This is a genomic window from uncultured Fibrella sp. (assembly GCF_964250085.1).
Lineage (GTDB): Bacteria > Bacteroidota > Bacteroidia > Cytophagales > Spirosomataceae > Fibrella.
The window spans coordinates 893,569-919,860 of record NZ_CAXUEC010000001.1 but is presented as its reverse complement, the minus strand read 5'-3'; the positions used below and the strand labels follow the sequence as shown (position 1 = coordinate 919,860).

The window sequence follows — 26,292 nt, the reverse complement described above, 5'->3', positions numbered from 1 at the left end:
TAACGATTGCATAAATAAAATCAGATATTTTCTTGATTATGTCTAAAAACAGACGAAAATTAACCTGTCACATTACCGCTCCGTGTCCTGGACATTCCAGTCTTTTCCTCTTGCCCAAACGTATTTTACTCGAACAGTTATGTTACAGAGACAAGCCATCGAACCCCGTCAACGCCGTCAGTCGTATGATTTTATCGATGTGTATCCGAATACGTCTTTCCCGATCTACCAGCTTCAGTTCAACCCGAAAGACAAGACGCCCAAGTATAAGCAGATCGTCCAGTCGATCATTACCGATATTGGCCGGGGCGTGTTACGGAAGGGCGAGCAACTCCCCTCGATCAGTGAACTGAGCATTGAATATTACCTGGCCCGCGACACCGTCGAGAAAGCATACCGCGAGCTTCGGGAACGAGGCTACATCACGTCGGTGCAGGGGAAAGGGTATTATGTTCAGGCGAATGAGGCGCCCAAGCTGAAAATCCTGCTGGTCTTCAACAAGCTCAGTTCCTACAAGAAAATTATTTATTACGCCTTCCTGAAGGCCCTGGGCGACCGGGCCAACGTTGACCTGCAGATTCACCACTACAGCGCACAGCATTTTCAGGAAATCATCGAAGAGAACCTCGGCAAGTACAATTACTACGTGATCATGCCTCATTTCACGCAGGACCTCGACAAAGCCAATTACATGAAGGTGCTCGAAACGATTCCATCCAACCAGTTGGTTTTGCTCGACAAAGACGTACCCGAATTGCCAGGTACGTTCCTGAGCGTTCACCAAAACTTTGATAAAGACATTCGGGAAGCCCTGGAAACGGCCGAAGACCTGCTGGCCAAATACGACCGGATGGTGTTGATTCTGCCCAGCGACGGCAACTATCCGGTGGAGATTGCGCGCGGCTTCAAGTCGTTCTGTATCAACACGAATAAGGAGTTCTGCATTAAGGAAAACGCGCTCAACGAAAGCCTACAGGCGGGTACGGCCTATGTGGTCGTTGAAGAAATGGACCTGTCGGAACTAGTCAAGAAAGTGCGCCAGTCGAGCTTTGTACTCGGTCGCGAAATCGGGATGATCTCGTTCAATGAAACCACGCTCAAAGAGTTACTGAATATCACCGTTATTACAACCGATTTTGAGGCGATGGGCTTTACCACGGCCGCTCTCCTGCTCGACAATAAGCGGATTAAAGTCAAAAATCCGTTCTATATGATCCGCCGGGAGTCTTTATAGTGGCCGGGTACGTTGCTTGACAACTGCTTCTATTTAGCTTAATTCTCATAAATGTGAGAAGCCCATTAGATCTCTGATGGGCTTCTTTTTGTACTCAGTAGCCCGAAGCTCCAGCTTCGGTAGAAACTAGTTACCGATACATTCTTCTTCTCCCGAAGCTGGAGCTTCAGGCCACTGCTCATGCGTTCTATATCGCTACTCATCGCCTTTCTCGGCGTTCAACTCGCCCCTGCGCAAACGAAGCCGACCCCAAAAATTGATCGTAAAGCGCTCGTGAGTCGCCACACCGTGATCAATACTCGTTTCGATACGCTTGGTTCGGTGTCGGTTGGTAATGGCGAGTTTGCTTTCACCGTCGATGCAACGGGTCTGCAAACGTTTCCAGATTACTACAAAGACGCCGTTCCGCTGGGCACGCAGTCGCAGTGGGGTTGGCATGCCGTGCCCAATCCCGGCGATTATAAACTGAGCGAGGTGTACAATTCCATCGATCAGCACGGCCGGAAAGTGCCCTATACATTTTCGATCAAAGGCGCTGGCCGGCAGGAGGCCGTGTCGAACTATTTCCGTGAAAACCCACATCGCCTGCACCTCGGCATGATCGGGTTCGCTCTGAAAAAAGCAGATGGCTCAACCGTAAAAATGGCCGATCTTCGGAACATCCGGCAGACGCTGGCTATGTGGAAAGGCGAAATCCGCAGCCATTTCGAGGTCGACAACCAGCCTGTCGATGTAGTAACGATCTGCCACCCCGTGCAGGATATGGTGGCCGTTCAGGTACGTTCCCCACTGGTGACGACGGGCCGCTTACAGGTTACGCTGCGCTTTCCGTACGGGGCCAGTACCTGGGAAGGGTTCCCCGATTTTGACAAGCCGACCCGGCACACGACGCGCTTACGGTCAACGGGCGCAAACGCCGTGGTGCTGGAACGCCAGCTCGACACCACACGCTACACCACCGCCCTCGCCTGGACGGGGAAGGCTTCCGTTCGCGAAGTGAGGGCCCACGAGTTTGTGCTAACTCCGCATCAATCGGGCACGACGTTCGATTTTACCTGTCGGTTCACGTCGGGTGCGGCACCGGCCAAAAGCCCGCAACCCACGTTTGCCGCTACGCAACAGGCTAACCAAACGCATTGGCAATCATTCTGGACAACAGGCGGGGCCGTTGACTTATCGGGCAGTACTGATTCACGGGCAAAGGAGCTGGAGCGACGGATTGTGCTCTCGCAATACCTGACCAAAATTCAGTGTTCGGGTACTATTCCGCCGCAGGAAACCGGCCTCACCTACAACAGTTGGTACGGCAAACCACATCTGGAAATGCACTGGTGGCATGCGGCCCATTTCGCCCTTTGGAACCGACCCGCGCTACTCGAAAGAAGCCTGGGCTGGTACAAGAAAGCACGTCCCGGAGCCGCCGATCTGGCGCAACGGCAGGGCTTTAAAGGCGTTCGCTGGCAGAAAATGGTGGATCAGGATGCGAATGAAAGCCCTTCGCCGATCGGTCCGTTCCTGATCTGGCAGCAGCCACACTTCATTTATTTCGCCGAACTCAGCTACCGGAATCACCGCGACCAGAAAACGCTGAACGCCTACAAAGACCTCGTTTTCGCCACCGCCGATTTTATGGCGTCCTATGCCTGGCTCGACCCGCAGAAGGGCAAGTACATACTGGGTAAAGGCATGATTCCGGCGCAGGAACGCTTTAAATACGCCAGCACCTACAACCCGCCGTTCGAGCTGACCTACTGGTGGTGGGGCCTCACTACGGCTCAGCAATGGCGCGAACGGCTGGGGATGCCCCGCAACCCGGACTGGGATAAGGTCCTGGCCGGGCTATCGCCGTTGCCCACGCAGGATGGGCTGTATTTAGCCGCCGAAAGCGCTCCCGATTCATACACTAACCCCGAGTTCATGACCGATCACCCGGCGGTGCTGGGCGCGTACGGCTACATGCCCAAAAGCCCGTCGCTCGACGTACCCACGATGACCCGCACCTTCGATAAGATCATGACCGTCTGGAATTGGGAAAGCACCTGGGGCTGGGATTATCCGCTTGTAGCGATGACGGCCGCCCGCCTCGGCAAACCCGACAAAGCCATTGATGCGCTACTGATGCCAGTGACGAAAAACACGTTTCTACACAACGGCCATAACTACCAGCGCGATAACCTCCGCATTTACCTGCCCGGCAACGGGGGCTTACTTGCTGCCGTTGCCATGATGTGCGCCGGTTGGGATACAGATTCAGGCGTGACATCGCCCGGTTTCCCGAAAAACGGCAAGTGGCTAGTGCGCTGGGAGAATTTGGCCAAAATGCCATAGGTACGTTGTCAAGCACATTGTGTCTTGCTGTTGCGTATTGCTTCGCCCTGTCGGTATGTCATTTGCTGTAGGGCAAAGCAACACGCAACAGTAAGACAGACACCTACAAGCTCAACCCATCGCTGTTTTTCACGACGATGGGCTTGCTGTCTTTAGCAGTGATTTGAAGGTTCTTCACCGTCCAGTTTCTGGCGTAGTCGATCTGACCGGCGGTGGTGGCGGCGATGGTTACGTCGGTGAACGTGAAGTTTTCGAGCAGCGAATTAGCGAGGCCCGCCGCCATAATGCCACGCTTGGCCCCGGTGACTTTCAGGCCGGTAATGTGTACGTCTTTAAAGTGCGGAATACCCCGTTCGGCTGGTTCTACTTTAGCCAGCATTGCTTTCCAATGGGCGGGCAGGGTGGCTTCAGTATAGCCAGCGGGGAGGGTCGAGTAGCTGTAGCTGGGGTTCCAGTTCATGGTCACCTCCACCGGTACACCCACATCGTCCATCGTGATATTTTCCATGTAAATATCCGACACGGTGCCGCCCCGCGTCATGGCCGATTTCAGGCGAATGCCCACGCCGGTACCTTTCGCAGTCAGGTTGCGGGCCATCACGTGGTTGATACCACCCGACGTTTCACTACCAAAGGTGATCAGCCCACCGCCTGCACCCGACACGCAGTTCTGAATGAGCACGTATTCCGTTGGCCGATTTACGCGCAGCCCGTCCCAGTCGCGACCGGCTTTGAGGCAGAAATTATCGTCGTTGCAGTCGATGTCGCAGTTTTGCACCAGAACGTAGGTCGACGAGTCAATGTCGATACCGTCGGTGCTGGGACCGTGACCGCCGATGTTGTTGCGAATCACCAAGCCGTCGGCCGTAACGTGATCGGAGTAGAGAATATGGACCGTCCAGAAACCCGCTTGCTGGAGCGTGATGCTTTTCAGGGTTACATCTGATGAGCCGGAAACGAGCAGGGTGCGGGGTCGTTTGGCGTCGTAATCCACGATCCAGCGCAGGCCTTTTGCTTCATACTCTTTGCGTAGAGCCCAGTAGCTCTCCCAAAACGGCTTACCCTGCGCGTTCACTGTGCCTTCTCCGGTAATGGCTACATTTTTCTGATCAATAATATTGATCAACGCCGCTGGCCAGCGCATCTCAATCCCCGCCACCCGCGTATCAATCTCCGGATAATCGGCCAGCGATTGACTACCGAGCAGTTCAACACCTTTGTCGAGGTGCAGAGTCACGCCTTTTTTCAGGAACAGCGACCCCGTCAGGTACTGCCCTGCTTTAAACGTCACCACGCCTCCCCCTTTTGCCGCACAGGCATCGATTGTTTTCTGAATAGCCTTGGTAGCCATTGTTTTCCCATCGGCCACTGCCCCGTACGCAGCGGTTGAAAACACCACTTCCTTCGATGGGGCCATTCGTGCGCCAACCAGTTTTACCCAGGCGGGTGGTGCCGGTTTATCAGCGGTGGCGGGGAGCAGGAAGGAAAGAAAGAGGAAGAAAGAGATCATGTTGGGGAAATTGAATGTAGGAAGCTTCGCGCTGTAATGGGCTTCGCGCTGTAGGCCCTTCGACTAGGCCGGTCCGCCGGTGCGGTCCCCGACAGGCTCAGGGCCACAAGCGCGAAGCAACACCACAGCGCGAAGCAGTCTATCTGACAAACAACGACATTACACCTTAACCGCTTGCCGGGCTACCATTTTCCAGGCACCTTTCTGATACACCCACACCAGCAGAATACCGATATGCGCCGTTGCTGGCACGCCTTTGTTGGCCGTCACAGCCGTTAGCACGTGCCGAACCAGCGCCGTGTTGTCAATAATTTCGATTTTCTGTTCGGTCAGGTCGATGGTTTTAAAATCGGAATCGTTGCTCACCAGCGCCTTGATAAACTCGGCTTTGTCTTCAATCTTGCCACCCGAATGACCGTAGGTCAGTTTGTCGGAAACAAGCGCGCTCAGTTCAGCTTCAGTGGGATCGATCATGGCTTTGCGGAGCCTTTCAACGGCTTCAGCCACGCCTTTTTCATTTTTCTGAGCGAAGGCGGCTGTACCAGAGAAGGCACACATGGTCAGGGTAGCGGCGAAAAAAAGGAGGGTTTTCATTGGTATAATCTGGTTTAAAAATGGTTAGTCAATACTTTGCTTTCGCTGGGTTGCTCACGCATCGCGTCAACAAAACGCTATTTTCCCACCAGCACATACGCTTTCCCCGCTACGGTGGCTAAATCGTATACAACGGAGCCGTTGGTGGCGGTTTCCGGCGTTCGGGTGCGGTATTGGCTTTCGGGTAAGGCGTAAAACGGGTTCGGGTTCGTGCCGGTGGCGGGTTTCAACGTGCCGATGGTGGCTACCAACGTACCTGGCACCCGCAACCGGCAGTTGCCGCCGAGGGCCGAGCGCACCACAACCCGCGTTAGTTTACCGTTGGCCCAGGTCATATCCAGTTCATAGCCGCCCCGCGCTTTCAGGCCTTTCACCTCACCCGATGCCCAGGCGTCGGGGCGGGCGGGTAGCAGGTTCAATACGCCATCATGGCTTTGCAACAGCATCTCGCCGATACCCGACGTGCCGCCAAAATTACCGTCGATCTGGAACGGCGGGTGCGCACAGAGCAGGTTTGGGTACGTTCCGCCGCCATTGGCGTAATCGGTGCCTTCCATACCGGTCAGTTTCAGCAGTTCGCGGAGGAGTTTGTAAGCGTGATTCCCGTCATGTAGCCGCGCCCAGAAATTGATCTTCCACGACTTACTCCAGCCCGTTCCGCCATCGCCCCGAATTTCGAGCGTTTTGCGGGCTGCCGCTGCCAGGGCAGGCGTGGTCAGGGGCGACACTTCACGGCCGGGGTGCAACGCAAACAGGTGCGATACGTGCCGGTGTTGTGGGTCTTCGTCAGTCCAGTCTTTGTACCATTCCTGCAGGTTGCCCTTCTTACCAATTTGCAACGGGAACAGCTTCTTCTTGGCCTCAGTCAGTTTCTGACGAAAATCAGCGTCTACCTTCAACTGCTCCGACGCCTGAATGACATTGCTGAACACATCCCAGATCAAGGCCATATCCATTGTGGTGGCCACTGAAACGGACCCTTTCTGGCCTGTTTCGGTCACGAATACGTTTTCTGGCGAGGTAGACGGAGCGGTAACCAGGTGTCCTTTCTGATCATCGACCAGCCAGTCGAGGCAGAACTGGGCGGCATCTTTCATGAGCGGGTAGGCATAGCCTTTCAGGTACGTTCGGTCGCCGGTGTAGGTATAATGATCCCACAGGTGCTGACTTAGCCAGGCACCGCCCATCGCCCAGTTGGCCCACGACGGGCTGCCTTTCCCCTTGTCGCCAACCGGGTTCGATAGCCCCCAGATATCCGAGTTATGGTGAACTGTCCAGCCGCCCATATTATAAAAATTCTTTGTCGTTTCGCGACCCGTTGCCGCCATGTAACCGATCCAGTCGAGCAGGGGCGTGTGAAGCTCCGACAGGTTGACCATCTCGGCGGGCCAGTAGTTCATCTCGGCGTTGATATTGGTTGTGAAATTGCTGCTCCACGGCGGCCGAACCATCGGGTTCCAGATACCCTGTAAATTGGCAGGTACACTAAAGTTACCCGCCGTTTTCGGCCGCGATGACGAGATGAGCAGGTAACGGCCAAAGGCGAAGTAGAGGCTCTCCAGCGCGGGATCGGCACCCCCTTCGGCATAGCGTTTCAGGCGTTCGTCCATCGGCAAATCTACCGGGGAGGCTCCTCCGTTCAGAGTCAGGCTCATGCGATTCGCCAGTTTCTGGTAGTCGGCAATATGGTCGCGGCGGACTACGGCGGGCGCTTTGGCCAGTACCTTGCTCAGGTACGTCTCCGACAGTTTTTTTTCGTCGCGCCCGTCGCTGTCGGGGCATTTATCGAAGCCGTTGAAACTCGTTGCAGCGGTCACGTACAGAATCGTCTCGGTAGCATTTTGAATGCGAATGCCAGCCGTATCGGTCGATGCCTGCCCGTCGGTCGAGCGCACTTTTACGCGCCAGTCGAACCGCATGCCGTTGCAACCCATACTGTCGGAATAAATCACAGCCTGTTTGTTGTAATTGACGTAGTTTGGATCAGCGCGCGACGGGGCTTTCCCCCGAATAACGAGTTCATCACGCCCAACAATCATTTTGGTAACGGGATGCGGGCTACGGGTAGCGGCGGTAAAATTCAGCGCGCCTTTCTTGCTCGATATCAACCGGACAACGATGACCTGATCGGGTGCCGAGACGAAAATCTCGCGGGTATACGTCACGCCATCGACGGTAAACCGGGTGGTTGCCGTGGCGTTTGCGACATCCAGATCGCGGTAATAATTGGTAGCAGTACCGGTCAGTGGCTGTTTCAGCACCAGGTCGCCCAGCGGTTGATAGGCGTCGGTGTATAGGCCCTGTATTTTCTGCGTCAGCTTGGCGGCCTGTGCGTAATCTTCCCGAAACAGGGCTTCACGCACCTCAGGCAGGAATTTGGCGACACCCGGATTCGGATTCCGGTTCACCGGCCCACCCGACCAGAGGGTCTCTTCGTTCAGTTGGAGCAGTTCTTCGTTCACTTTTCCGAATACCATTACGCCGAGCCGTCCATTGCCGACGGGCAAGGCTTCGTTCCAGTTTCGGGCCGGTTGTTTATACCAAAGTGTCTGTTTTTTTTGCCCAAACGAAGCAATCGACAAAACGAAAAAAAAGGTAAAAAGGGATAGTCGTATCATCCGGTCAAGGGAGAGCGTGGTTGTGAACGTAAAGGGACACGTGTCGCCGCGTTTACTTGGTTAAGCTCGATTTAGCTGCTTCGCGCTGTAGGCCCTTCGACTGGGCGCCCCCGGCTCAGCGTCAGCCATACGCACCCATCAGCCCCTCATTTCGCTTTCGTTACGATGTTTGGTTGTACTGGCATAACCATGTCGGTTCCCAGATAAAAACTGGGGTGCGGAGGCTGGTTATAGGCCGAATTCTGGTGGGCTACGCCTACGCGGTACTGCGCGTCGTGCATCAGGGTAAACAAGCGAGTTGCCGTCAACTCTGTAGTGGTAAACAGCAGCAATTCCGTGTTGGTGCTGTTACGATAAACGATCTCCTCGCGCCAGTCGCCGAGCAAGTCAGCGGTCACACCGGGGTTCGCTTTAGTGCCGTTGTTCGACACGCCGCCTGCCACATCGGTGGCCGAAAACAGCCGGTTGTTCATGTTGGTAGCCGGGTCCCATTTACTCACCCGTGGGCCGTCGAGCAACTCGCGCGACAGGTCGCCGTCCCACCAGACAGCGAAATTGACCGGCGGTTTAACCGTGCCAATCTGCTGCCCTTTACAGTCATATAAACCACCCGTCGCCCCCCAGCATTCGTAGCCTTTGTGCGTCGGATCAATATCGGCGGCAAGGCTCCGGCCGATATCTCCGGTGCCCGGTACGCCCCACAACGGCTGACCCGTTTTGGCATCGCGGAACTCAAGACCGTAGTTGCCATACGAGCGGGGTGATTCATGGCATTGCCATAGCTCCTGACCCGGCCGGTCGGGGTCCATATCGCTCATATGCAGCGCATCGCCGTGACCCAGGCCATTGACGTACAATCCTTTACCGTCATCATCAATCACGCTCGATCCGTTAATAACCTCGTCTTTTCCGTCGCCATCCACATCGCCGGTTGTTAGCTGGTGATTCCCCTGACTCCGGTATGCCCGGTTTTCAGGCGACGATTCACTGTCGAAAATCCATCGTTGGCTGAGCTTCCCATCGCGCCAGTCCCAGGCAACGCGCACGAGCCGGGTGTAGTAACCGCGCCCCATCACGAGGCTCGGCCGTTGCCCATCGAGGTAGGCCACCGTGGCAATAAAGCGGTCGATACGGTTGCCATTGGCGTCACCCCAGGTAGCCCGCATCTGGTCGTCGGTTGGGTTATCGCCGCCCACCGGATCGCGCTGCGGCAGGTACGTTGTCGACGCCATTGCCGCGCCCGTCTGTCCGTTGAAGATGGTGAGAAATTCAGGCCCCTTCAGAATAAAACCCTTTTCATTCCGGTGATCGGCAGTGCTATCGCCAATCACTTTACCTTTTCCATCAACGGTGCCGTCGGCGGTTCGGCAGGCGATTTCGGCTTTTCCGTCACTATCCAGATCGTAGACCATAAACTGGGTGTAATGCGCCCCCGCCCGGATGTTCCGGCCCAGATCGATACGCCATAGCCGGGTACCGTCGAGTTTATAGCCATCCAAATACACATTGCCGGTTATGCCCGCCTGCGAATTGTCTTTGGCGTTGGACGGGTCCCACTTCACCACAATTTCGTAGTCGCCGTTGCCGTCCAGATCGCCCACGCTGCAATCATTGGCGACGTAACTGTAGGCTTGTCCGGTAGTAGTTGTGCCGCTGGCAGGTGCCTGAATCGGGATCGACAGGTAGTTTTTTGCCCATACGCTCGCCGATTCCGACGCGGCCTGTTCCTTTCCCTTGATCACAGCCCGAACGGTATACGTACCTGCCGAACTGGTCTTATCGATCAAATTCGTGGCACCCGTGACGGGCGACGCATTGATCTTCGTTTTTCCACGATATACATTAAACGCAACATCAGCCGGGTCGGTCCCGAACAGCCGCCAGCCTACATAAATCGCATCAGCACTCGTCCGAACGGCCACGACGCCCCGGTTCAGCCGTTCCATCTGGCGCTGGGCTAGTGTGGCTACTGTGGATAGCAGGCAGCTCAGTAGCAGAAAGAAAATCGTTTTAAGGTTCATGGGTTGAGATAATTAGGATATAGGCTTTGTGCCAGTGTGTTGCTTTGCGATACGTTGTACGTCGCGTGCGAGCCCTTCGACCAGGCGTCAGCAATACGAGATGTCAGCAACAATACACCAGCAACGTACCTACGCCAATCAATGCTTCAGTTGAGCTTTCGTCTTCAGCTCATCCGGCGCATCGGCCGTGTAGGCCTTAAATGTATCCTGCGAGGGTGTCGTGAACAGCTTTTTCACCACCGATAGCTCGACGGATTCCTTTGGGTTGAACTTGTCCGATTGCATGTAGGTCGTCAGGCTGTGAAGTAGTTGACGCGCCACCGGTCGGGTTTCGGGGCTACTCGTCAGGTCGGCGCTGCACAGCATGAGCTTACCAGTGCCAACACGCGTCTCGACGATCATGCCCAACCGCCGGTTCAGGAACCAGGTGTCGATCGGCTGCACCAGCGGGCGGAACGAGAGCGGAAAATCTTCGAGGTTCATCACTTGCGCCTTGTTCACGATTTCCCACCACTGGAGGTTACTGTGGTAGTCGGTCGGAAAATCAGCGAAGGCGGGGTGCTTCGGATCGACCAGGAAGCCGAGCGTGTGGGGCGGACGCATCTTGAACCACGACGTATTCCAGAAAACCGGCTGCATTTGCTGCACCACTTCTTTCCCTTTCTCGATCTTACCGGCCGCCTGCAAAAACACTTTCCCACCGTTTTTCAATGTCTCTTCGGCTTTGGCATCCAACTCGGTACAGAAATAAATGTCGGCGGGTTTGGCATCGGCCACTATAGTCGGATACACCCATATATCCCAATCATTAGTAGTCGACGTACCTGCGAGCGAAGCCGTCAGCGTCAGTTTCTGCGCCTTGTTTTGACTCGTCAACGGCACGGAAATTTTTCCGATGGCGTTGTTGCTACCAATCGGAATGGTTGCCTGATCGAAGTGACCGCTGGCAACTACGGCCTGGTTGGCATCCGTCAGCGTCCAGTTGATGCGCGCTTTCGTCAATGGCGCTTTGCCAAAGTGGAACAGCTCCAGGTCAGCCTGTAGGGCTTCATTGGCCTGATACACGAACTTGGGCAAACGAGCCAGCAACACGGTCGGGGCACAGAAACGGGTAAACTCCGGGGCGGTCAGGTAGCCTTTCTCGTCCCAGAACGGGTCGAGCAGGCCAACTAGGGCGGTGCCCTGACCGGAATAGTCGTTAAGCGACAGCATCTGGAAACCAGCCGAACCGGGCGTACGAAGGGCCATTTCCAACTCGGTCTTGTAGCTCAGCACCTGCAACTTGCCCGTGGCCATCAGGAAATCGGCGCCTAAGTCGGCCATGCCGCGGTCGGCGAGGTCTTCCTGGAAGAGTTCAAAATTCTTCGCCTTGTACACGCCCGTATACTTTTTGATCTCGTTGAAGTTCGGGAATACGCACCACTGCCCCAACTCGTGCGTCACGTACGGCACCTTGAAATCAGCGATCTTACTGCGGTAATCGCCCATGCTTCCCGGGAGCTGATTCCACGGCAACCCACGCGGCCCCGACTTGATCATGTACTCGTTTTCGGGAACCAGGGGCCAGCTCATCGCCACCGATGCGCCCGTGTATTTGCGGCGAGGGTCTTTCGCTTTCCAGTAGTTGATAAATTTCGCCAGGTACTGCGCCTGCTTTCCACCGCGCGGCTCGTTGCCATAGGCCAACATGCAATACGACGCGTAGTTGCCATACGCCTTGCCCATCCGGTCGGTTTCGTCGTAAATAAACTTGTCGATCGGGTGCCCATCGCCGAGCGACGACCCGTGATTGGCCCAGCTTGGTCCTTCTGGTTGTAGGTAGAAACCGACGAGGTCAGCCGCTTCAAACGCCGCTTCGGGCGGACAGTACGAGTGGAACCGCATGTGATTCAGCCCGTACTTCTTCGCGATCTTGTAGACACGTACCCAGGCTGCTACGTCCATCGGCGCGTAACCCGTCAGCGGAAACTGGCAGTTCTCCACCGTCCCGCGCAGGAACGTCGGGCGACCGTTAACGGTGAACCGGGTTCCGTCGATACCAAACTCGCGCATGCCGAATGATACCTGCCTATCGCTTTGTAGTCCACTGGTGGTTTTGACAGTGGCCGTCAGTCGATACAACGCCGGATCGAACTCATCCCAGGTCAGAAAATTTACGCCCATTGGCAATTCAATTTCCACAACTTTTTCGGTTCCATCCAGCGTTACCGGCACCGTCAGCGGCTTTACCGTCTGTTTCACCGGCGTGTTGAAACTCACCGCTGCCAGCGTGATCGTGCCCGACAGCGGCTGCTTCTGCAATTGGTGAACGGTTAGTTTCACCCGCGCCCGTTTGTTGGCCAGATCGGGATAGACCTGCACATCGTCGAACCAAACGGGAGCCTCGGCGCGGAGTTCGAGCTTGCCGACAATACCGTTCCAGTTGCCCTGCGTATGGTCAGTCAGGCTGTGCGAATCCTTACCGACATTTATCTCTTTGATGCGGTTATCGATGCGAATCGAAATGGTATGCTTCCCCGGCGTCAGAGCGCTGCTGAGGTCGTATTCGTGCGCCACGACCATGCTGTTTTGCAGGCCAATCTCCCGATCATCGACCCAGACGCGGGTTTCGGTATGCGCCCGTTCCAGCACCAGCGTAATGTGTTGCCCCGCCCAGGCTTTCGGAATCGTCACGTCTTTCTGATACCAGGCCGCCCCTACGTAATACTTGGCAGGTGTCAGCCAGAACGGAAATTTCAGGTTATCGGGCTGCCGATACCGGGCCATCCGCGGATTGAAATACCACGAACTGTCGTAGATGCTGCCCGTCCACTGCGTGTTCAGCGTCACCTTGTCGCCCTTGTCGTTCTCGAGCATCGAACCCGGCAGCCTGATGGTTTCGGGCAGCGTGGCACCAAACCATTTTTCGGTCACCCCAACGTCAGCCGGGTCCGTCCGAAACCGCCATTGGCCTTTGAGCGAAATAGGTGCCGGTGCGGCTGTACTGCTGAACGATAGCAGGATAGAGTTGAGAAGAAGAAACGTTCGTAACGAGTTGAGCATTTTGGGGAAGGAAAATGATACTGAAAAGAGGAAGCTACGATTGTGGTGTTTCGTGTATATAGTTGGCTTCGCGCTGTAGGCTTTTCGACAGGCTCAGGGTGACAATGCACATCCAGCAGGTGCATGACAAACTTGAGTAGGCTTGTCAAAGGGCCTACAGCGCGAAGCCTTTATACTTGAAGCAACGTACCTACGCCTTCACCGCCAGCGGCTTCAACTCGGTCAGATCGGCAATGTTGACGGGCTTGCCGGAATCGACGCTTTTACGGGCAGCAATACCGACCAGAATTGCCATCGCTCCATCGCGGCTCCCCGCCGACTGCCGGAAGGTATCGGGCGCTTTAGGATTACGGAAAACCTTATCGCGGAGCAACGCATCACCGCCACCGTGCCCGTCGGCCTGTGGTACGCGGATGGTTTCGATCTTGCCGAAGTTGTGCGAGATCATGATCTCGTCGTAAGGCTCCAATGTCATGGCACCGGTTTCTTTTATCCAGGCTTCTACGCGGCCTTTGGTGCCGTTGAACGCGATGCGGTACCCTTCGTAGGGCGAATACGTCGTCAGCGAATAGGCCACGTTCACGCCGTTGGCGTAATGGATCGTCGCGGCCATCTTGTCGAAGATATTAATATCCTCTTTGTACACGCAGCCATCGCGCAGGTAGCCGTCGAACTTCTCATTATCGGCATACAGGGCCATCAGACGCTTGTCTTTGGTCATGTCGTAATAAAACGAACACTTGTCTTTGAACGTGCACGGGCGGCAGTTCGTCGACCGGAACGGACCGTTCTTGCCGTAATTATCCAGCGAAGCCTGCGCGTAAACCGTCTGTGGTTCCGATTCGAGCCACCAGTTCAGCAGGTCGAAGTGGTGGCTGGCTTTGTGCACCCAGAGCGACCCGCTATTCTCGCGCAGCCGGTGCCAGCGACGGAAATAATCGGCCCCATGTTTAACGTCGAGATACCAGTGAAAATCAACTGATGTCACCTTACCAATGGTGTCGGCGCGGAGAATTTCGTATAGCTTCCGGCGGTGCGGCGAGTACCGGTAATTGAATGTCACGGTTACTTTTTTGCCCGTTTTGCGCTCGGCCTCCAGAATCGCGTTGCACTTGGTTTCATCGGTCGTCATCGGTTTCTCCGTGATGATGTCCGCGCCCATTTCCATGCCTTTGATAATAAACTGATCGTGCGTCGCGTCAACCGTCGTTACAATGAGCAGGTCGGGTTTCGCCTCCTTCATCATCTTCTCGAAGTCGGTGTAGAGCGGGCAGGTCACATTCAGCATCTTCCGCGCTGTTTCTGCCCGACCGGGGTTTTTATCACACAAGCCGACAAACTCGACCAGATCGCCAAACTCCTTCGCAACGGGTACGCCCCACATGCTGGTGCCCCGGTGGCCGGTGCCAACCATCGCAATCCGGCGTTTCACCGCCGATGTTGGGTCTATTGATGCGGCTATAGCGGCTACGCTACTGGCCGATAGCAAGCCAGCCGTAGCGACGGCTGATTGCTGAATAAAATTTCTACGGCTGAGGTTCTCGGTCGACATAAAGGAAAGCTTTCTGCCCTCCGTCCTCCGTCTTGCGTCTTCTGTTGCTTCGCTACTTAGCAGCGTAACAGAGGATGCAAGACGGAGGACGGAGGACCTTTTTACATGCAAATCTACCTTTCCCATTTGCTCAACCTTCCCGTACTTACCTGCTCAGGCAGGCGGCTAATCGGCGTGAAAGATCGGCTCCAGCGGCTTGGCAACGGGCGAATTATCCGAATTGGTGTCCATCAGATCAGCCATGTATGCCCACCATCGTTTCATGACCGGTAGTTCGGGCAAGGCGTCGGCGGTGTGGCCCGGCAATCGTTTCTGCACGGCAAACAACGTACCTGATACCGGATCCAAATAGATCGAATAATCACGGATGCCCGCTTCAGTAATCGCCGCCGACAGTTCCGGCCAGATTTCATCATGCCGCCGTTTATACTCCGCCACAACGCCGGGCTTCAACTGCATGGTAAAGGCTATTTCTTCCATTTTTTTGGTGTTGCTTTTTAGTGGCGGGGCTACGCTAAAGCATCATAATTACTACTTCACCGACACCACATCCATTGGTGTGATCGTTACCGGACCCAGCAAACCAGACAGTTTCAGATCCCACTTTTCGGCGGTGAAATTACCGTCGGCACCGCGGTCTTCTCTCAGGCGAGCCGACATGTTGATGTTGTAAAATTTCTTCCAGACCACATGGTTTTTATCCATGTCGATGATGCGGTTGGCCATGCTGTTCGAGACCGTCACAACCAGCGTATTGGTCGCTTTCATCGCCTGCTTCGGCACTGTTACCTGATACACGGGACCAAGCAACGTACCCAGGTTTACGCCGTTGAGCTGCACCTGCGCGCTTTCGGCCACGCCGCCCAGATCAAGCAGGTACTCGTTGGCCGTGCCCGTTGGCATCGGGAAGTTGATTGAATACGCGGCGGTGCCCGAGAATTTCTTCACCGCATCACCATCCAGTTTCGTCCAGCTTCCAAGGTCAGTTGTGTGTACGGTTTTGGGCAATTCGGGCCCGCCTTTCGTGAAGTTGATAGTCCAGCTTCCGGTAATTGGCTGCGGTGCTCCCGCCGCTTTCCGGTAAGCGTAGGCCGGACCACTAACGGCGGTTTGGGTCAAGTCCAGCAGGCACGACTCGCCGGGGGCCAGTTGCAGATACACTTCGCTACCGCCCGCCACGGCATCACCCACCGCCCGAAACGACGCCATACCCGTTTGGCCCGTCATAGGATTGTATAATGCGGCCGACTTAGCCGTTGTTTGAAGCGGCACCCAGCCGTCGACGGCCTTCTCGCCCCAGTTGGTGATGAAGTAATAATGCCCGGTTTTGGTAGCCCGACGAATACACTGCAGGCCATTCTCGACCATCGTTTCACGGTTAACCCCAGCTTCCGACAGTAACTGATCAACTTTCTTGCCGGTTAAAATTAGGCCCTTGCCAACCGTAGCCCGTTCAACGCCTTTTTCATTGGTAAATTTTAGACCGGCCAGCCCATTTTTAAACGTAGCCCGACGCGCTTCCAGGTTGCCCATGCCATTCACGTCCTCAGGCAGGCCACCTGCGAAAATGACTGTAGCACCGGCCGAAGCCAGCTTCATCAACTGCTGGAACGTACCCAGCGGCATGTATTTCGCTTCCGGCACCAGAATCGTTTTGTAGGTATTATCGCCCGTTTGCAGCTTGCCACCCGCCGTTGTTACGCCCAGCAGTTGCTTGTCAGAAATGAAATCAAACGCGTAGCCCTTTGCCAGCATCGATTCGGTTAGCTCTTCCACCGGCAACCCTTTAAACCCGTGGTCGATCCCATCAAAATGCTGTAAGAGCACTTTTCCGGGGCGGGTGTAGGCGTCGTAGATGGGCAGGTAAACGAGCACATCATTATCAGGTTTTCCAGCTTGCAAAAATGACTGGCAACGCGCTACGTACTGGTTCAACTGGCCAAAATCCGTCCAGAAGCTATTGTTGGGGTTGAAATGAACGGCGGCGTAAAACAGCCAGCCCGGCCAGGCGGCGCTTTGGGGCGAGTAGTTGGTGCCGTGGTAGAACGTGTGGTTCACGCCCCCCAGCAGAAAGCGGTCCATATCTTTTTTAATATCGCTCAGTTTCGACAGAAAATGCTCATTATCCCAGGTTGCCGATTCCGACGAAGCCAGTTGTTTACCCATCACGTGCGCCGACGACGACGCAAATTTGATGCGTAACAGTTCCGTTCCTTCAATTTCGGGAATGTCGGTAATGGCGTACAGATCGAGGATATTGGCGGGTGAGCCGTGCGCCTGATTGCGAATCAGCTTGCCTTTGCCCTTCGCCCAGGTGCTCCAGGTTTTGGTATAATTTTCGAGCAATAGCTCCGAGATCGTTTCCCGGTAATCGCTCAATACGCGCTTGTTAGCGTCGTCGGTGTCTTTACCAAACAGGGCGGGCAAATAGGCTTTCAGGTCGTAGCCGCGCCGCTTGCTGAATTCGGCAAACATGTTCGGCGTCCAGTTGCCCTCGCCCGATGCGTCATCCACTTCATACGAATCGTTGAAGAACGCCCGCAGCGATGTCAGGTTATACCCTTTAAACGCCTGATCAAACCGCTGCAGGTAATGGTCGGTCGCCGTTTTCGAAAAGTGATCGATCACGTCGCCCTCTCCGCCGGGACCAGCCCGCTCGACCTGCTTCCCGTGCCAGCCTTCAAAAACAGCAAACAACGTCCATTTACCTCGGTCCGACGGTTCGGCGGGGGCCACCCAATTTAACGTACCTGACTTATCAACGCGGTTGGTTAGCTCAACGGGTTCGCCCTTTTCAGGGTACGCCATCAAACTTTGCAATGGCAGCGGCTTCTCGAAACGTACCTGATCGAAGGCGTGTAGTTGCAGATCGGGATTCTTCGCGATCGGATCAATCAGTTTTTTGATGTCGATCGGCTCGCCCACCACCCGCATCAGCGGCTTTTGTATGTACACAACAGGCTCCTTCAGCGACTCGCCGCCTTTCACCGTGTAGCTGTTATAAGCCACGTACTTACAGGCATCGTCCGGCGTCACCCAGGGACCGCCAAACGGCCAGCCCGACGCCTGCGCCAGATCAACGCCCATACCCAGCCGCTGTGCTTCGGTCAGCGTATGCGTGAGGCGGTCCATCCACTTCGGCGACAGGAAGCTGATGAACTGCTTCTCCTCCCCTTTTACGCCATATATCGGGGTGATTTCAACGCCTCCCAGCCCCGCTTTCTGGTATTGCTCCAGCAGGCGTGTCAGGTCGGCATCGTTCACGGCGCTGCCCATCCACCACCAACGCGTCCAGGGTTTAGCCTGCTGGGTAATGGTCGGCCATTTCGGCTGACTGTAAGCGGTCTGACCAGCCGTCAGTAACGCGGCTAAAAGCAGGCTGGGGACTATATATTTTCTCATCTCGGTTAAGGGAATTTGGCTGATAGTGGTGCTGGCTTCGAGCTGTAGTGTATGCTGACGCTAGGCCCTTCGACTAGGCGTCCCCGACAGGCTCAGGGTGACAACTCACATCTAGATGTTGATGACCAACTTGAGTGGGAGTGTCACCCTGAGCCTGTCGGGGACGCCTAGTCGAAGGGCCTAGCGTCAGCACTACAGTGCGAAGCCAACAACCAATCACTATTTTACTCTACTTCAGTTTATACACTTCGGCACCGGCCAGCAGGAAGCAGCCAAGGCCATAATCTTCAAAATCGGGTTTGCTGGTAAACGTTACCGGCTGACCTTCCTTCGGCTCTTTGCCCGTTCCCTGCACCCAGCCCAGCCGGCCGTCGGTATCGACGCTTTCGGTTGCCATGGCATTCCAGCCTTTAGCCACGATGGGCGCGTACACCTTTTTATCGAGCAGGCCATTGCGCATTCCCCAGGCCATGCCGTATACAAACAGAGCAGTACCGGTCATTTCTTTACCCCCGAAATTGGTCGGATCATGTAAACTCACGTTCCAGTAGCCGTCCGGGCGTTGCAGCGGCGCCAGCGCCTTCATCATGGCCAGGTACGTTTGCTCGTATTCGGCGCGGTGAGGCGCATCTTTCGGCATGATATCGAGCACCTTAACCAGCGCCGCCACCACCCAGCCGTTGCCCCGCGACCAGTAGCAATCTTCGCCGTTGGGCTCTTTGTAGGGCGGCACAAAATCCTTATCACGCCACCACAGGCCATCTTTTGGGTTGTATAGCCCCTGACCGCCGTGCTTCGTTTTCGAGTACATGTAGATCTGGTACATCTTCTCGAAGTAGGCCGGATTTTTATAGATCACACCCAGCTTGGCAAACACCGGCATCGCCATCTGCAACGCATCAATCCAATTCCAGTCATCGACCTTCGGGCTCGCCACCATGCTGTCGATCGACGCTTTGATATCGTGAATTCGTTGGGGTTGCTTATCGATCAGGTAGAGGTCGATGTAGGTCTGGCCGCAGCACTGGTCATCGGCGTTGCGGGTTTTGATGCCGCTTCGCATACCCCAGTTATGCTTCATGCCCCAGTCAACGGCGTAGTCGTAGTAGCGCTTCTGCTTGTCGGTTTCGTAGAGCGCCATCAAGCCTTCGTAATACACGGCCCGCGTCCAGATGTGGCTGGGGCGCGTTTTGTTGGTCACGATTTCTTTGCCGGTATCAGGCCACTTCGCCATGAAGTAGTCATTGGCCAGCGTCATTTTGGCCAGAATCTCCTTTTTAGCAGGCAGTTTCTGCGCGTCGACAGTCGGTGTTATCAGTAGCAGACTGATAAACAGGCTGGTGATCAAGTGGGTCTTTTTCATTGACTTAACGTAACGCGGACTTCAGTCCGCATTTTTTTCGGGCAAATGCGGACTGAAGTCCGCGTTACGATTACCGGACAAATGCCATCGCTACGCCACCGTCCACGTTCAGCACGTTACCGGTCGATTTGGCAAGTAGACCACCCACGAAGGCGAAACAGGCGTTGGCAATATCGTCGGGCAGAATGATCTCGTTCAACAGGGTACGTTTGGCGTAATAAGCAGGCAGTTCGGCCACGGTGATGCCGTAAGCTTTGGCCCGGCCTTCGGCCCAACCGCCCGCCCAGATGTTCGAATCAGAAATAACGGCGTCGGGGTTCACCGTGTTGACCCGGATATGATCGCCGCCAAGTTCGGCTGCATTGAGGCGACTCAGATGCAGTTGCGCGGCTTTGGCCGAGCCATAACCGGCGTTGTTTGGTCCGGCCACCAGTGCATTTTTCGAGACGATGTTGATGATATCACCGCCCAGTTTCTGCTTCCGCATCACGGCTACAGAGGCCTGCGTAACCATAAACTGGCCTTTCACCAGAATATCATACAGCCGGTCCCACTCCTCGATCGTATGCTCGGCGATGGGCCGCGAAATGCTGATGCCCGCATTATTGACCACAATATCGACGCCGCCGAATGCCAGACAGGCCGCTTTATATGCGTCGCTGATACTCCCGGCGTTGGTCACGTTCAGCGTCGTGGTCGACACTACATCGGCACCGAACGCTTTCACAAATTCCGCTTTCGAAGCGTCGAGGCGATCCTGATCAATATCGTTCAGGATCACGCAGGCACCTTCAGCAGCCATTTTCCTGGCAATGGCTTTCCCGATACCGCCGCCGCTGCCCGTCACGAGCGCAATTTTGCCCGATAGTGCTTTCGGTTTGGCCATTCGCTGAAGTTTAGCTTCTTCAAGCAGCCAATATTCAATGTCGAACGCTTCCTGTTCCGGCAGCCCAACGTAGTTGGAAATGGCCTCGGCACCACGCATCACGTTGATGGCATTGGTGTAAAATTCGGCCGCTACGCGCGCCGTTTGCTTGTCTTTGGCGAAGGTGAACATGCCCACGCCCGGATACAGGATCACCACCGGATTGGCATCGCGGATAGCCGGACTGTTCGGGCGTTTGTTACGCTCATAATAGGCGGCGTAGTCGGCCCGGTAATCGGCAAAGGCGTTGCTCAGATACGCCTGTTCATCGGCGGCCAGTTGCGCGGGATCAAGCACTAACGGACGGATTTTCGTGCGCAGAAAATGGTCGGGGCAGGACGTACCCAGTTGAGCCAGTCGGGGCAGGTCGTTTGAGTTGACGAATTCCAGCACGCGGGCGTCGTCGGTGAAATGACCGATCATCTGCCGCTGACCCGACGCCAGGCCGCGCAGGGTAGGCATCAGATCGGCCGCTTTCTGGTAACGTACCTGATCCTCGTCTGACTCGCGGGCCGCGCCACCGAACACAGCGCGTTTCGTACCGTAATGCTGTTCGAGGTAATCAGATGCCTGCTCGATGACTTCGAGCGTGTTCATATACGATTCGTACGACGTATTACCCCAGGTAAACAGGCCGTGCCCGCCCAGAATGACGCCCCGCAGATTCGGGTTCTGTTTGACGGTCTCTTCCAGTTTCAGGCCCAAGTCGAAGCCGGGACGTTGCCACGGAAGCCAGGCCATGGTATCGCCCCAGATCTCGCGCATGATTGCTTCGCCATCACGGCTGGCGGCAATCGCAATCAGCGCGTCGGGGTGCAGGTGGTCGATGTGTTTGAACGGCAGCAACCCGTGCAACGGCGTATCGATAGATGGAGCCGCGCAGGTCGGGTCGAAGAGGCAATGCGTGAACAAGGCTACCATTTCGTCTTCAAACGCCAGTCCCCGATAGCGCTTCTTGATGGCATGCAGCCGGTCGACGTATAGATTGGCACACCCTTTTTTGGTCAACGTCCCGATGTCGCCCCCCGATCCTTTCACCCACATCACCTCCACCGGCTCGCCGGTCAGCGGGTTGGTTTCCATCAATTTCACCGACGTGTTGCCTCCGGCATAATTCGTCAGGCGCAGGTCAGCACCGAGCCGGTTCGACCGATAGATGAATAGGTCCACTTCATTGCCTGCCAGTTCATCCGCTTTGGCATCATCCCAGAGGTAGCTGACGTGACGGAAAGTTTGTATAGGTGTCATTTGATTTGCAGGTTATAGGCGTTTTAGGAAAATATCATTCGTTTCGCGTCATTCATTGGCATTTGTCGCTAACGATCGGTTGGCAAGCTGGTAAAGTAGGTCTATTCAGTTGGTATAGGCCTCCTGAACTCTCCTGCTATTTGCGGAAAAGATGAGCCTGTTGCTTTCGTAGTGCGTCAAGCCTCAACTACAACTTCACCACATACTGGTTCAGCTTGCAGTCTTTCAATTGCTGAAGGCCTTCCACCACGGCGGCGGCGTTGTATTTGGCTCCGTTGTAATTAGTATGGGTGTGATCACCGGGAAAGAAATCCGTTTTCAGTTTGGCTTCGTCGTAACCGGCCTCGTATTTCTTCGCAATGATCTCGTTCAGGTCGATGAAATAGGCACCACCCGCCGTAGCTGCTTCAGCCGCCCATTTCCCGTAGCTGCCCGATCCGCGTTCTACTTTACCCTGTTTCCAGACATTGCGCGGTACCAGCGAACACACGATCGGCGTGGCTCCTTTTGCCTTCGTGTCGGCAATGTACTTCTTCATGTACCAGCCAAACGAATGCACGACTTCATGCTTCTTAGTCATCATGTTGTCGATTTCCTGGGTTTCATCGCCCATACCTTTGATCGACCCACGGGCGCGGGTGCTGTCGTTGATGGCCCCGCCATCGTTGTGGCCAAACTGCATGATGACGTAATCACCGGGGGCCAGTCGCTCCATGATCTTGTCCCACCGCCCTTCGGTCAGGAAGGTGCGGCTACTACGCCCGCCGATGGCGTGGTTTTCGATGTGAATGCGCGTTGTATCGAAATGCGCGGAAATCAGGCTTCCCCAGCCCCAAAGGCCATCCGACCCTTTTCCGGAGCCATTCCGAACGGTAGAGTCACCAATGATGTACAGCGTTGGGCGCGGTGCCTGCATCGCCGCGATACCAGCGAAAGCGAGTAGGGCGAATAGGGTTAATTTGAGGTGCTTTTTCATGTTGAATTTTGACGGATTTGATTGGGGTTGGTTTAGTGGTTGTATTGCTTCGCGCTCTAGGCCCTTCGACAGGCTCAGGGTGACAATCCCACCCAAGTTTGTCATTCACCTGCTCGAGTGAGTTGTCACCCTGAGCCTGTCGAAGGGCCTAGAGCGCGAAGCAAAACATACAGTCAATTCATTTCAAGCTGGTTACAATGTTCGGCTTGAGCGGGGTTTGCATGCCTGCACCAATGTGGAAACTAGTGTGGGGCGGCTGGTTATAGCCGACGTTTTGCCAGGCGATGCTCAGGCGGTATTGCGGGTCGTGCATGAGCGTGTAGAAGCGGTATTCCGTTGGGATGGTCGTGGTGTAAATGCGCAGGCTTTTGCCGTCGTTGGCACGAAAGATCACCTCTTCGCGCCAGTCGCCGAAGAGGTCGGCGCTGAGGGTAGGCGTTGCTTTTGACCCGTTGTTGGAGGAGCAATCGGTGGCGGTGAGCAGCCGGGTGGCCGGGGCACCGTTCTGGTATTTATCGATATGGTTTCCGTCCAGCAATTCGCGGGTCAGGTCGCCATCCCACCAGCAGAGAAAATTCGTCGACGGGGGACTGCTGCCAATTCGTTTGCCCTTCGCATCGTACAGGCCATCGCTACCCGACCACCACATTTCGCCGCCAGGATTATCGGGGTCGATATCAGCCGCCACGCCTCGTCCGACGTCTTTTCCGGGGAACGTACCCCAGATAATCTCGCCCGTCCGGGCATCGTATAGCGCCGCGCCGTAGCCGTTTTCGTAGCCCTCTACCTTCTCTTCATTCTCGTGAATACCCCACGCTTCCAGGCCCGGCCGGGTGGGGTCCAGGTCAGTGACGTGCAGTGCGTCGCCGTGGCGGAGTTTGGTCGTGAATAAACCCTGCCCCGTATCATCGACCACCATTGAACCGTATATAATTTCATCCTTTCCGTCAGCATCCACATCCGCGACGGTCAGGTTGTGGTTGCCCATGCCCGAAAAGCCGGGTTTATCTTTTGAATCGAACACCCACCGCGATGTCAGTTTGCCTCCGCGCCAGTCCCAAGCAGCCAGCACCGTACGGCCATAATACCCCCGACACATGACCACGCTGGGCAGTTTACCGTCGAGGTACGCCACGCAGGCCAGAAACCGGTCGACCCGGTTGCCGTTATTGTCCGTGCCACCGTTGCCGCCAATACCGCCCCAGCCGTCGGTCGGGTAGCGCGAAGGAATGTAGTCGGTAGTGGCCAGGGCCGCGCCCGTTTTTCCGTCGAAAATGGTGAAGAACTCAGGGCCATCCAGAATTTTACCGTCGGCACGTACCCAGTGTTTCGTGGAGTCACCGATAACTTTACCCTGTCCGTCGATGGTACCGTCGGCGGTTTTGCAGGCCACTTCGGCCCGCCCGTCGCCGTCGAGATCATAGACCATAAACTGCGTGTAGTGCGCCCCTTCGCGGATATTCGTGCCGAGGTTGATGCGCCAGAGCAAGGTACCGTCCAGCTTGTAGCCTTCCAGAATGGGCGCGTCGCTCATGCCCGCCGAGCCGTTATCACGACCACGACCTGCCTGATGCAGTACAATGTCGTAGTTGCCGTCGCCATCCAGATCCGCCGCCGACGCATCGTTGGGCGTGTAGCCAGCGGGCGTTTGCAACGGAATACTCAGGTATGGTTGCGCGGGCGCATTTGCCGCGAGCGTAAACGGTTCACTGGCCGACTGCTCCTTCCCTTTCAGCACCGCTTTCACCACGTACCTGACTGGCTGGCTCAGGTCAACACCCTGATCGACGAAATTGGTGCTTTGGGTGATCGGTTGTTTGTTCAGTTTCAGTGCCTTACCGCTGCCCGTGGTGCGGTACAGATCGAAGGCAATATCGGTGGGTTCGGTGCCCATCAATCGCCAGCCAACATACACGTTTCCGCCGCCCTGATTGATGGCCACAACACCCCGGCTCAGGTTTTCCATCAGCCGTTGGGCGTTGCTCGACCCGCCAATCAGCAACAGACAGGTGATTACGAGTACGTGTTTGGTCAAGTTTTTCATCGTTGGGTTGTTTGTGCGCCCGGTACCGGCCAGTAAGCCGACTCACGGTGCGCCTGCTGCATCAGGGTCGTTAATTGCTGCACTAGTTTTGGCTCCGCAGCGGCCCGGTTAGTCTTTTCCTGTACATCGCGGCTCAAGTCATACAGTTCGACGGGCTGGCTGACGCTGTTGCGAACGGCTTTCCAGTTGTTCCAACGCACGGCCTGCTTCATGTCGCCCACCTTGCTATCTTCGAGGTGGAACTCCCAGTACAGTGTCCGGCCGGGTTGAGCCGCCATCTTGCCGCCGGTCAGCAGCGGAAGAATAGACAGGCCATCGGTCGTTATCGGCTTTTCATAGCCGGTCAGGGACGCAAACGTGGGCATGAAATCCCAGAACGCGACCGGGTACGTACTGGTTGTTCCCGCCTTGATGTGGTTCGGCCAACTGACGATCATCGGCTCGCGCAAGCCGCCTTCGTACATCTCGCGCTTGATCCCGCGCAGACCGCCCGAACTGTTGAAAAACGACGCATCAAACGCCGGACTATCCGGTCCGCTAGCCGCCAGCGTGGCGGGGCCGTTGTCGCTGGTGAAGACGATCAGCGTGTTATCATCGAGCTTCAATTGTTTCAGCAGTTTGCGCAACTCACCTACCTGCTGATCGAGGTGGGTTACCATCGAGGCGTAAATTTTCTCCCCTTCGGGCCAGTCCTTGTTGACGTACTGCGGTTTTACAGCAAGCTGGTATTTATCATGTGGCAGTGTGGTGGCGAAGAAGATAAAGAAGGGTTGTTCGGTGTGGCCCTGCACGAAGGTTTTCAGCTTATCGAAGCACCAGTCGGCAGAATACGTCCCTTTTTTACCGCCGCTATTTTCGGGGAGTTGCACCACAGACTCGTTCAGGTCGAGGTGGTCGGTGTAGTAATCGTGGGCGTGGTTCTGGTCGAGGTAACCCGCAAATTCATCGAATCCCTGTTTGTTGGGCGTCCCGGTCGACCCTTTCGTTCCCAGCCCCCACTTCCCAAAAATGCCCGTTGCGTAACCCTGTGTTTTAAACAGTTCGGCCATCGTGAAAATACTGTCGGGATACGAAACGCGGCTGCGGTTCGGACCGAAATTTCCCCGAATGTAGGTGTGTCCAGTGTGCTGCCCCGTCATCAGCGAACTCCGAGAGGGCGAGCAAACGGACGTACCGGCATACGCCTGCGTAAAGCGCATACCCTCTTTCGCCAACTGGTCGATGTTTGGCGTCTGAATCTGCTTTTGCCCCGCGACGGCGGACCGGAAACAGCCGAGATCGCCATACCCCATATCATCAGCCAGAATAAAGATGACGTTAGGCTTTTTTGTCACCGGCTGAAACCGAACAGCCGCGATGCCGATGGTCAGCAGCAGGATAAGGGAAAGGAGTTGTTTCATAGATGTGTACCCCGGACTTCAGTCCGGTTTTCTTT

Annotated in this window: 15 protein-coding genes; 2 read left to right on the top strand and 13 right to left on the bottom strand. The window is 55.6% G+C overall.

The features are described 5' to 3' along the window. Positions 1-139 precede the first annotated feature (139 nt). Both ACFE8Q_RS03640 and ACFE8Q_RS03635 read left to right on the top strand, forming a co-directional pair. Positions 140-1,234, top strand: a complete 1,095-nt coding sequence (locus ACFE8Q_RS03640) for a GntR family transcriptional regulator (protein ID WP_375443994.1) — start codon at positions 140-142, stop codon at positions 1,232-1,234. Between the two features lie 180 nt (positions 1,235-1,414). After that, positions 1,415-3,562: a hypothetical protein gene (locus ACFE8Q_RS03635; RefSeq protein ID WP_375443993.1), complete on the top strand. Its 2,148-nt coding sequence runs from the start codon at positions 1,415-1,417 to the stop codon at positions 3,560-3,562. Positions 3,563-3,665: 103 nt separating this feature from the next. On the opposite strand, the gene ACFE8Q_RS03630 is transcribed toward ACFE8Q_RS03635, so the two are convergent. The 13 genes from ACFE8Q_RS03630 to ACFE8Q_RS03570 form a co-directional block, all read right to left on the bottom strand. Further along, positions 3,666-5,072, bottom strand: a complete 1,407-nt coding sequence (locus tag ACFE8Q_RS03630; protein ID WP_375443992.1) for a glycoside hydrolase family 28 protein — start codon at positions 5,070-5,072, stop codon at positions 3,666-3,668. 159 nt (positions 5,073-5,231) lie between these two features. Then, positions 5,232-5,666 (bottom strand): nuclear transport factor 2 family protein, encoded by a 435-nt coding sequence (locus ACFE8Q_RS03625; RefSeq protein ID WP_375443991.1) that lies wholly within the window; start codon positions 5,664-5,666, stop codon positions 5,232-5,234. Between the two features lie 77 nt (positions 5,667-5,743). Beyond that, a complete protein-coding gene (locus tag ACFE8Q_RS03620; protein ID WP_375443990.1) occupies positions 5,744-8,284 on the bottom strand; it encodes a glycoside hydrolase N-terminal domain-containing protein in 2,541 nt (846 codons plus the stop codon). A gap of 146 nt (positions 8,285-8,430) precedes the next feature. Further along, the gene (locus tag ACFE8Q_RS03615; RefSeq protein WP_375443989.1) at positions 8,431-10,305 is read right to left on the bottom strand and encodes a rhamnogalacturonan lyase; all 1,875 of its coding nucleotides are present in this window, start codon (positions 10,303-10,305) and stop codon (positions 8,431-8,433) included. 138 nt (positions 10,306-10,443) lie between these two features. After that, entirely contained in the window at positions 10,444-13,347 is a 2,904-nt protein-coding gene (locus ACFE8Q_RS03610) for a sugar-binding domain-containing protein (protein WP_375443988.1), read from the bottom strand. Between the two features lie 190 nt (positions 13,348-13,537). Continuing rightward, positions 13,538-14,899: a Gfo/Idh/MocA family protein gene (locus ACFE8Q_RS03605; RefSeq protein WP_375443987.1), complete on the bottom strand. Its 1,362-nt coding sequence runs from the start codon at positions 14,897-14,899 to the stop codon at positions 13,538-13,540. 165 nt (positions 14,900-15,064) lie between these two features. Next, positions 15,065-15,379 carry an L-rhamnose mutarotase gene (rhaM, locus tag ACFE8Q_RS03600; RefSeq protein WP_375443986.1) on the bottom strand — a complete coding sequence of 105 codons (315 nt, stop codon included), beginning with the start codon at positions 15,377-15,379 and terminating at the stop codon, positions 15,065-15,067. 51 nt (positions 15,380-15,430) lie between these two features. Beyond that, the gene (locus ACFE8Q_RS03595) at positions 15,431-18,301 is read right to left on the bottom strand and encodes a glycosyl hydrolase (RefSeq protein ID WP_375443985.1); all 2,871 of its coding nucleotides are present in this window, start codon (positions 18,299-18,301) and stop codon (positions 15,431-15,433) included. Between the two features lie 229 nt (positions 18,302-18,530). Next, positions 18,531-19,664: a glycoside hydrolase family 88 protein gene (locus ACFE8Q_RS03590; RefSeq protein ID WP_375443984.1), complete on the bottom strand. Its 1,134-nt coding sequence runs from the start codon at positions 19,662-19,664 to the stop codon at positions 18,531-18,533. A 70-nt stretch (positions 19,665-19,734) separates the two neighbouring features. Continuing rightward, a complete protein-coding gene (locus ACFE8Q_RS03585; protein ID WP_375443983.1) occupies positions 19,735-21,837 on the bottom strand; it encodes a bifunctional aldolase/short-chain dehydrogenase in 2,103 nt (700 codons plus the stop codon). Between the two features lie 187 nt (positions 21,838-22,024). Further along, positions 22,025-22,813, bottom strand: a complete 789-nt coding sequence (locus ACFE8Q_RS03580; RefSeq protein WP_375443982.1) for a rhamnogalacturonan acetylesterase — start codon at positions 22,811-22,813, stop codon at positions 22,025-22,027. A 178-nt stretch (positions 22,814-22,991) separates the two neighbouring features. Further along, positions 22,992-24,857 carry a rhamnogalacturonan lyase gene (locus tag ACFE8Q_RS03575; RefSeq protein ID WP_375443981.1) on the bottom strand — a complete coding sequence of 622 codons (1,866 nt, stop codon included), beginning with the start codon at positions 24,855-24,857 and terminating at the stop codon, positions 22,992-22,994. Beyond that, positions 24,854-26,257 (bottom strand): arylsulfatase, encoded by a 1,404-nt coding sequence (locus tag ACFE8Q_RS03570; RefSeq protein WP_375443980.1) that lies wholly within the window; start codon positions 26,255-26,257, stop codon positions 24,854-24,856. The genes ACFE8Q_RS03575 and ACFE8Q_RS03570 overlap by 4 nt, the downstream gene beginning before the upstream one ends. Positions 26,258-26,292: the final 35 nt, after the last annotated feature.

Coding starts and splice junctions, on each gene's coding strand:
- ACFE8Q_RS03640 (WP_375443994.1), top strand. CDS start 140: ATGTTACAGAGACAAGCCATCGAACCCCGTCAACGCCGTCAGTCGTAT.
- ACFE8Q_RS03635 (WP_375443993.1), top strand. CDS start 1,415: ATGCGTTCTATATCGCTACTCATCGCCTTTCTCGGCGTTCAACTCGCC.
- ACFE8Q_RS03630 (WP_375443992.1), bottom strand. CDS start 5,072: ATGATCTCTTTCTTCCTCTTTCTTTCCTTCCTGCTCCCCGCCACCGCT.
- ACFE8Q_RS03625 (WP_375443991.1), bottom strand. CDS start 5,666: ATGAAAACCCTCCTTTTTTTCGCCGCTACCCTGACCATGTGTGCCTTC.
- ACFE8Q_RS03620 (WP_375443990.1), bottom strand. CDS start 8,284: ATGATACGACTATCCCTTTTTACCTTTTTTTTCGTTTTGTCGATTGCT.
- ACFE8Q_RS03615 (WP_375443989.1), bottom strand. CDS start 10,305: ATGAACCTTAAAACGATTTTCTTTCTGCTACTGAGCTGCCTGCTATCC.
- ACFE8Q_RS03610 (WP_375443988.1), bottom strand. CDS start 13,347: ATGCTCAACTCGTTACGAACGTTTCTTCTTCTCAACTCTATCCTGCTA.
- ACFE8Q_RS03605 (WP_375443987.1), bottom strand. CDS start 14,899: ATGTCGACCGAGAACCTCAGCCGTAGAAATTTTATTCAGCAATCAGCC.
- rhaM (WP_375443986.1), bottom strand. CDS start 15,379: ATGGAAGAAATAGCCTTTACCATGCAGTTGAAGCCCGGCGTTGTGGCG.
- ACFE8Q_RS03595 (WP_375443985.1), bottom strand. CDS start 18,301: ATGAGAAAATATATAGTCCCCAGCCTGCTTTTAGCCGCGTTACTGACG.
- ACFE8Q_RS03590 (WP_375443984.1), bottom strand. CDS start 19,664: ATGAAAAAGACCCACTTGATCACCAGCCTGTTTATCAGTCTGCTACTG.
- ACFE8Q_RS03585 (WP_375443983.1), bottom strand. CDS start 21,837: ATGACACCTATACAAACTTTCCGTCACGTCAGCTACCTCTGGGATGAT.
- ACFE8Q_RS03580 (WP_375443982.1), bottom strand. CDS start 22,813: ATGAAAAAGCACCTCAAATTAACCCTATTCGCCCTACTCGCTTTCGCT.
- ACFE8Q_RS03575 (WP_375443981.1), bottom strand. CDS start 24,857: ATGAAAAACTTGACCAAACACGTACTCGTAATCACCTGTCTGTTGCTG.
- ACFE8Q_RS03570 (WP_375443980.1), bottom strand. CDS start 26,257: ATGAAACAACTCCTTTCCCTTATCCTGCTGCTGACCATCGGCATCGCG.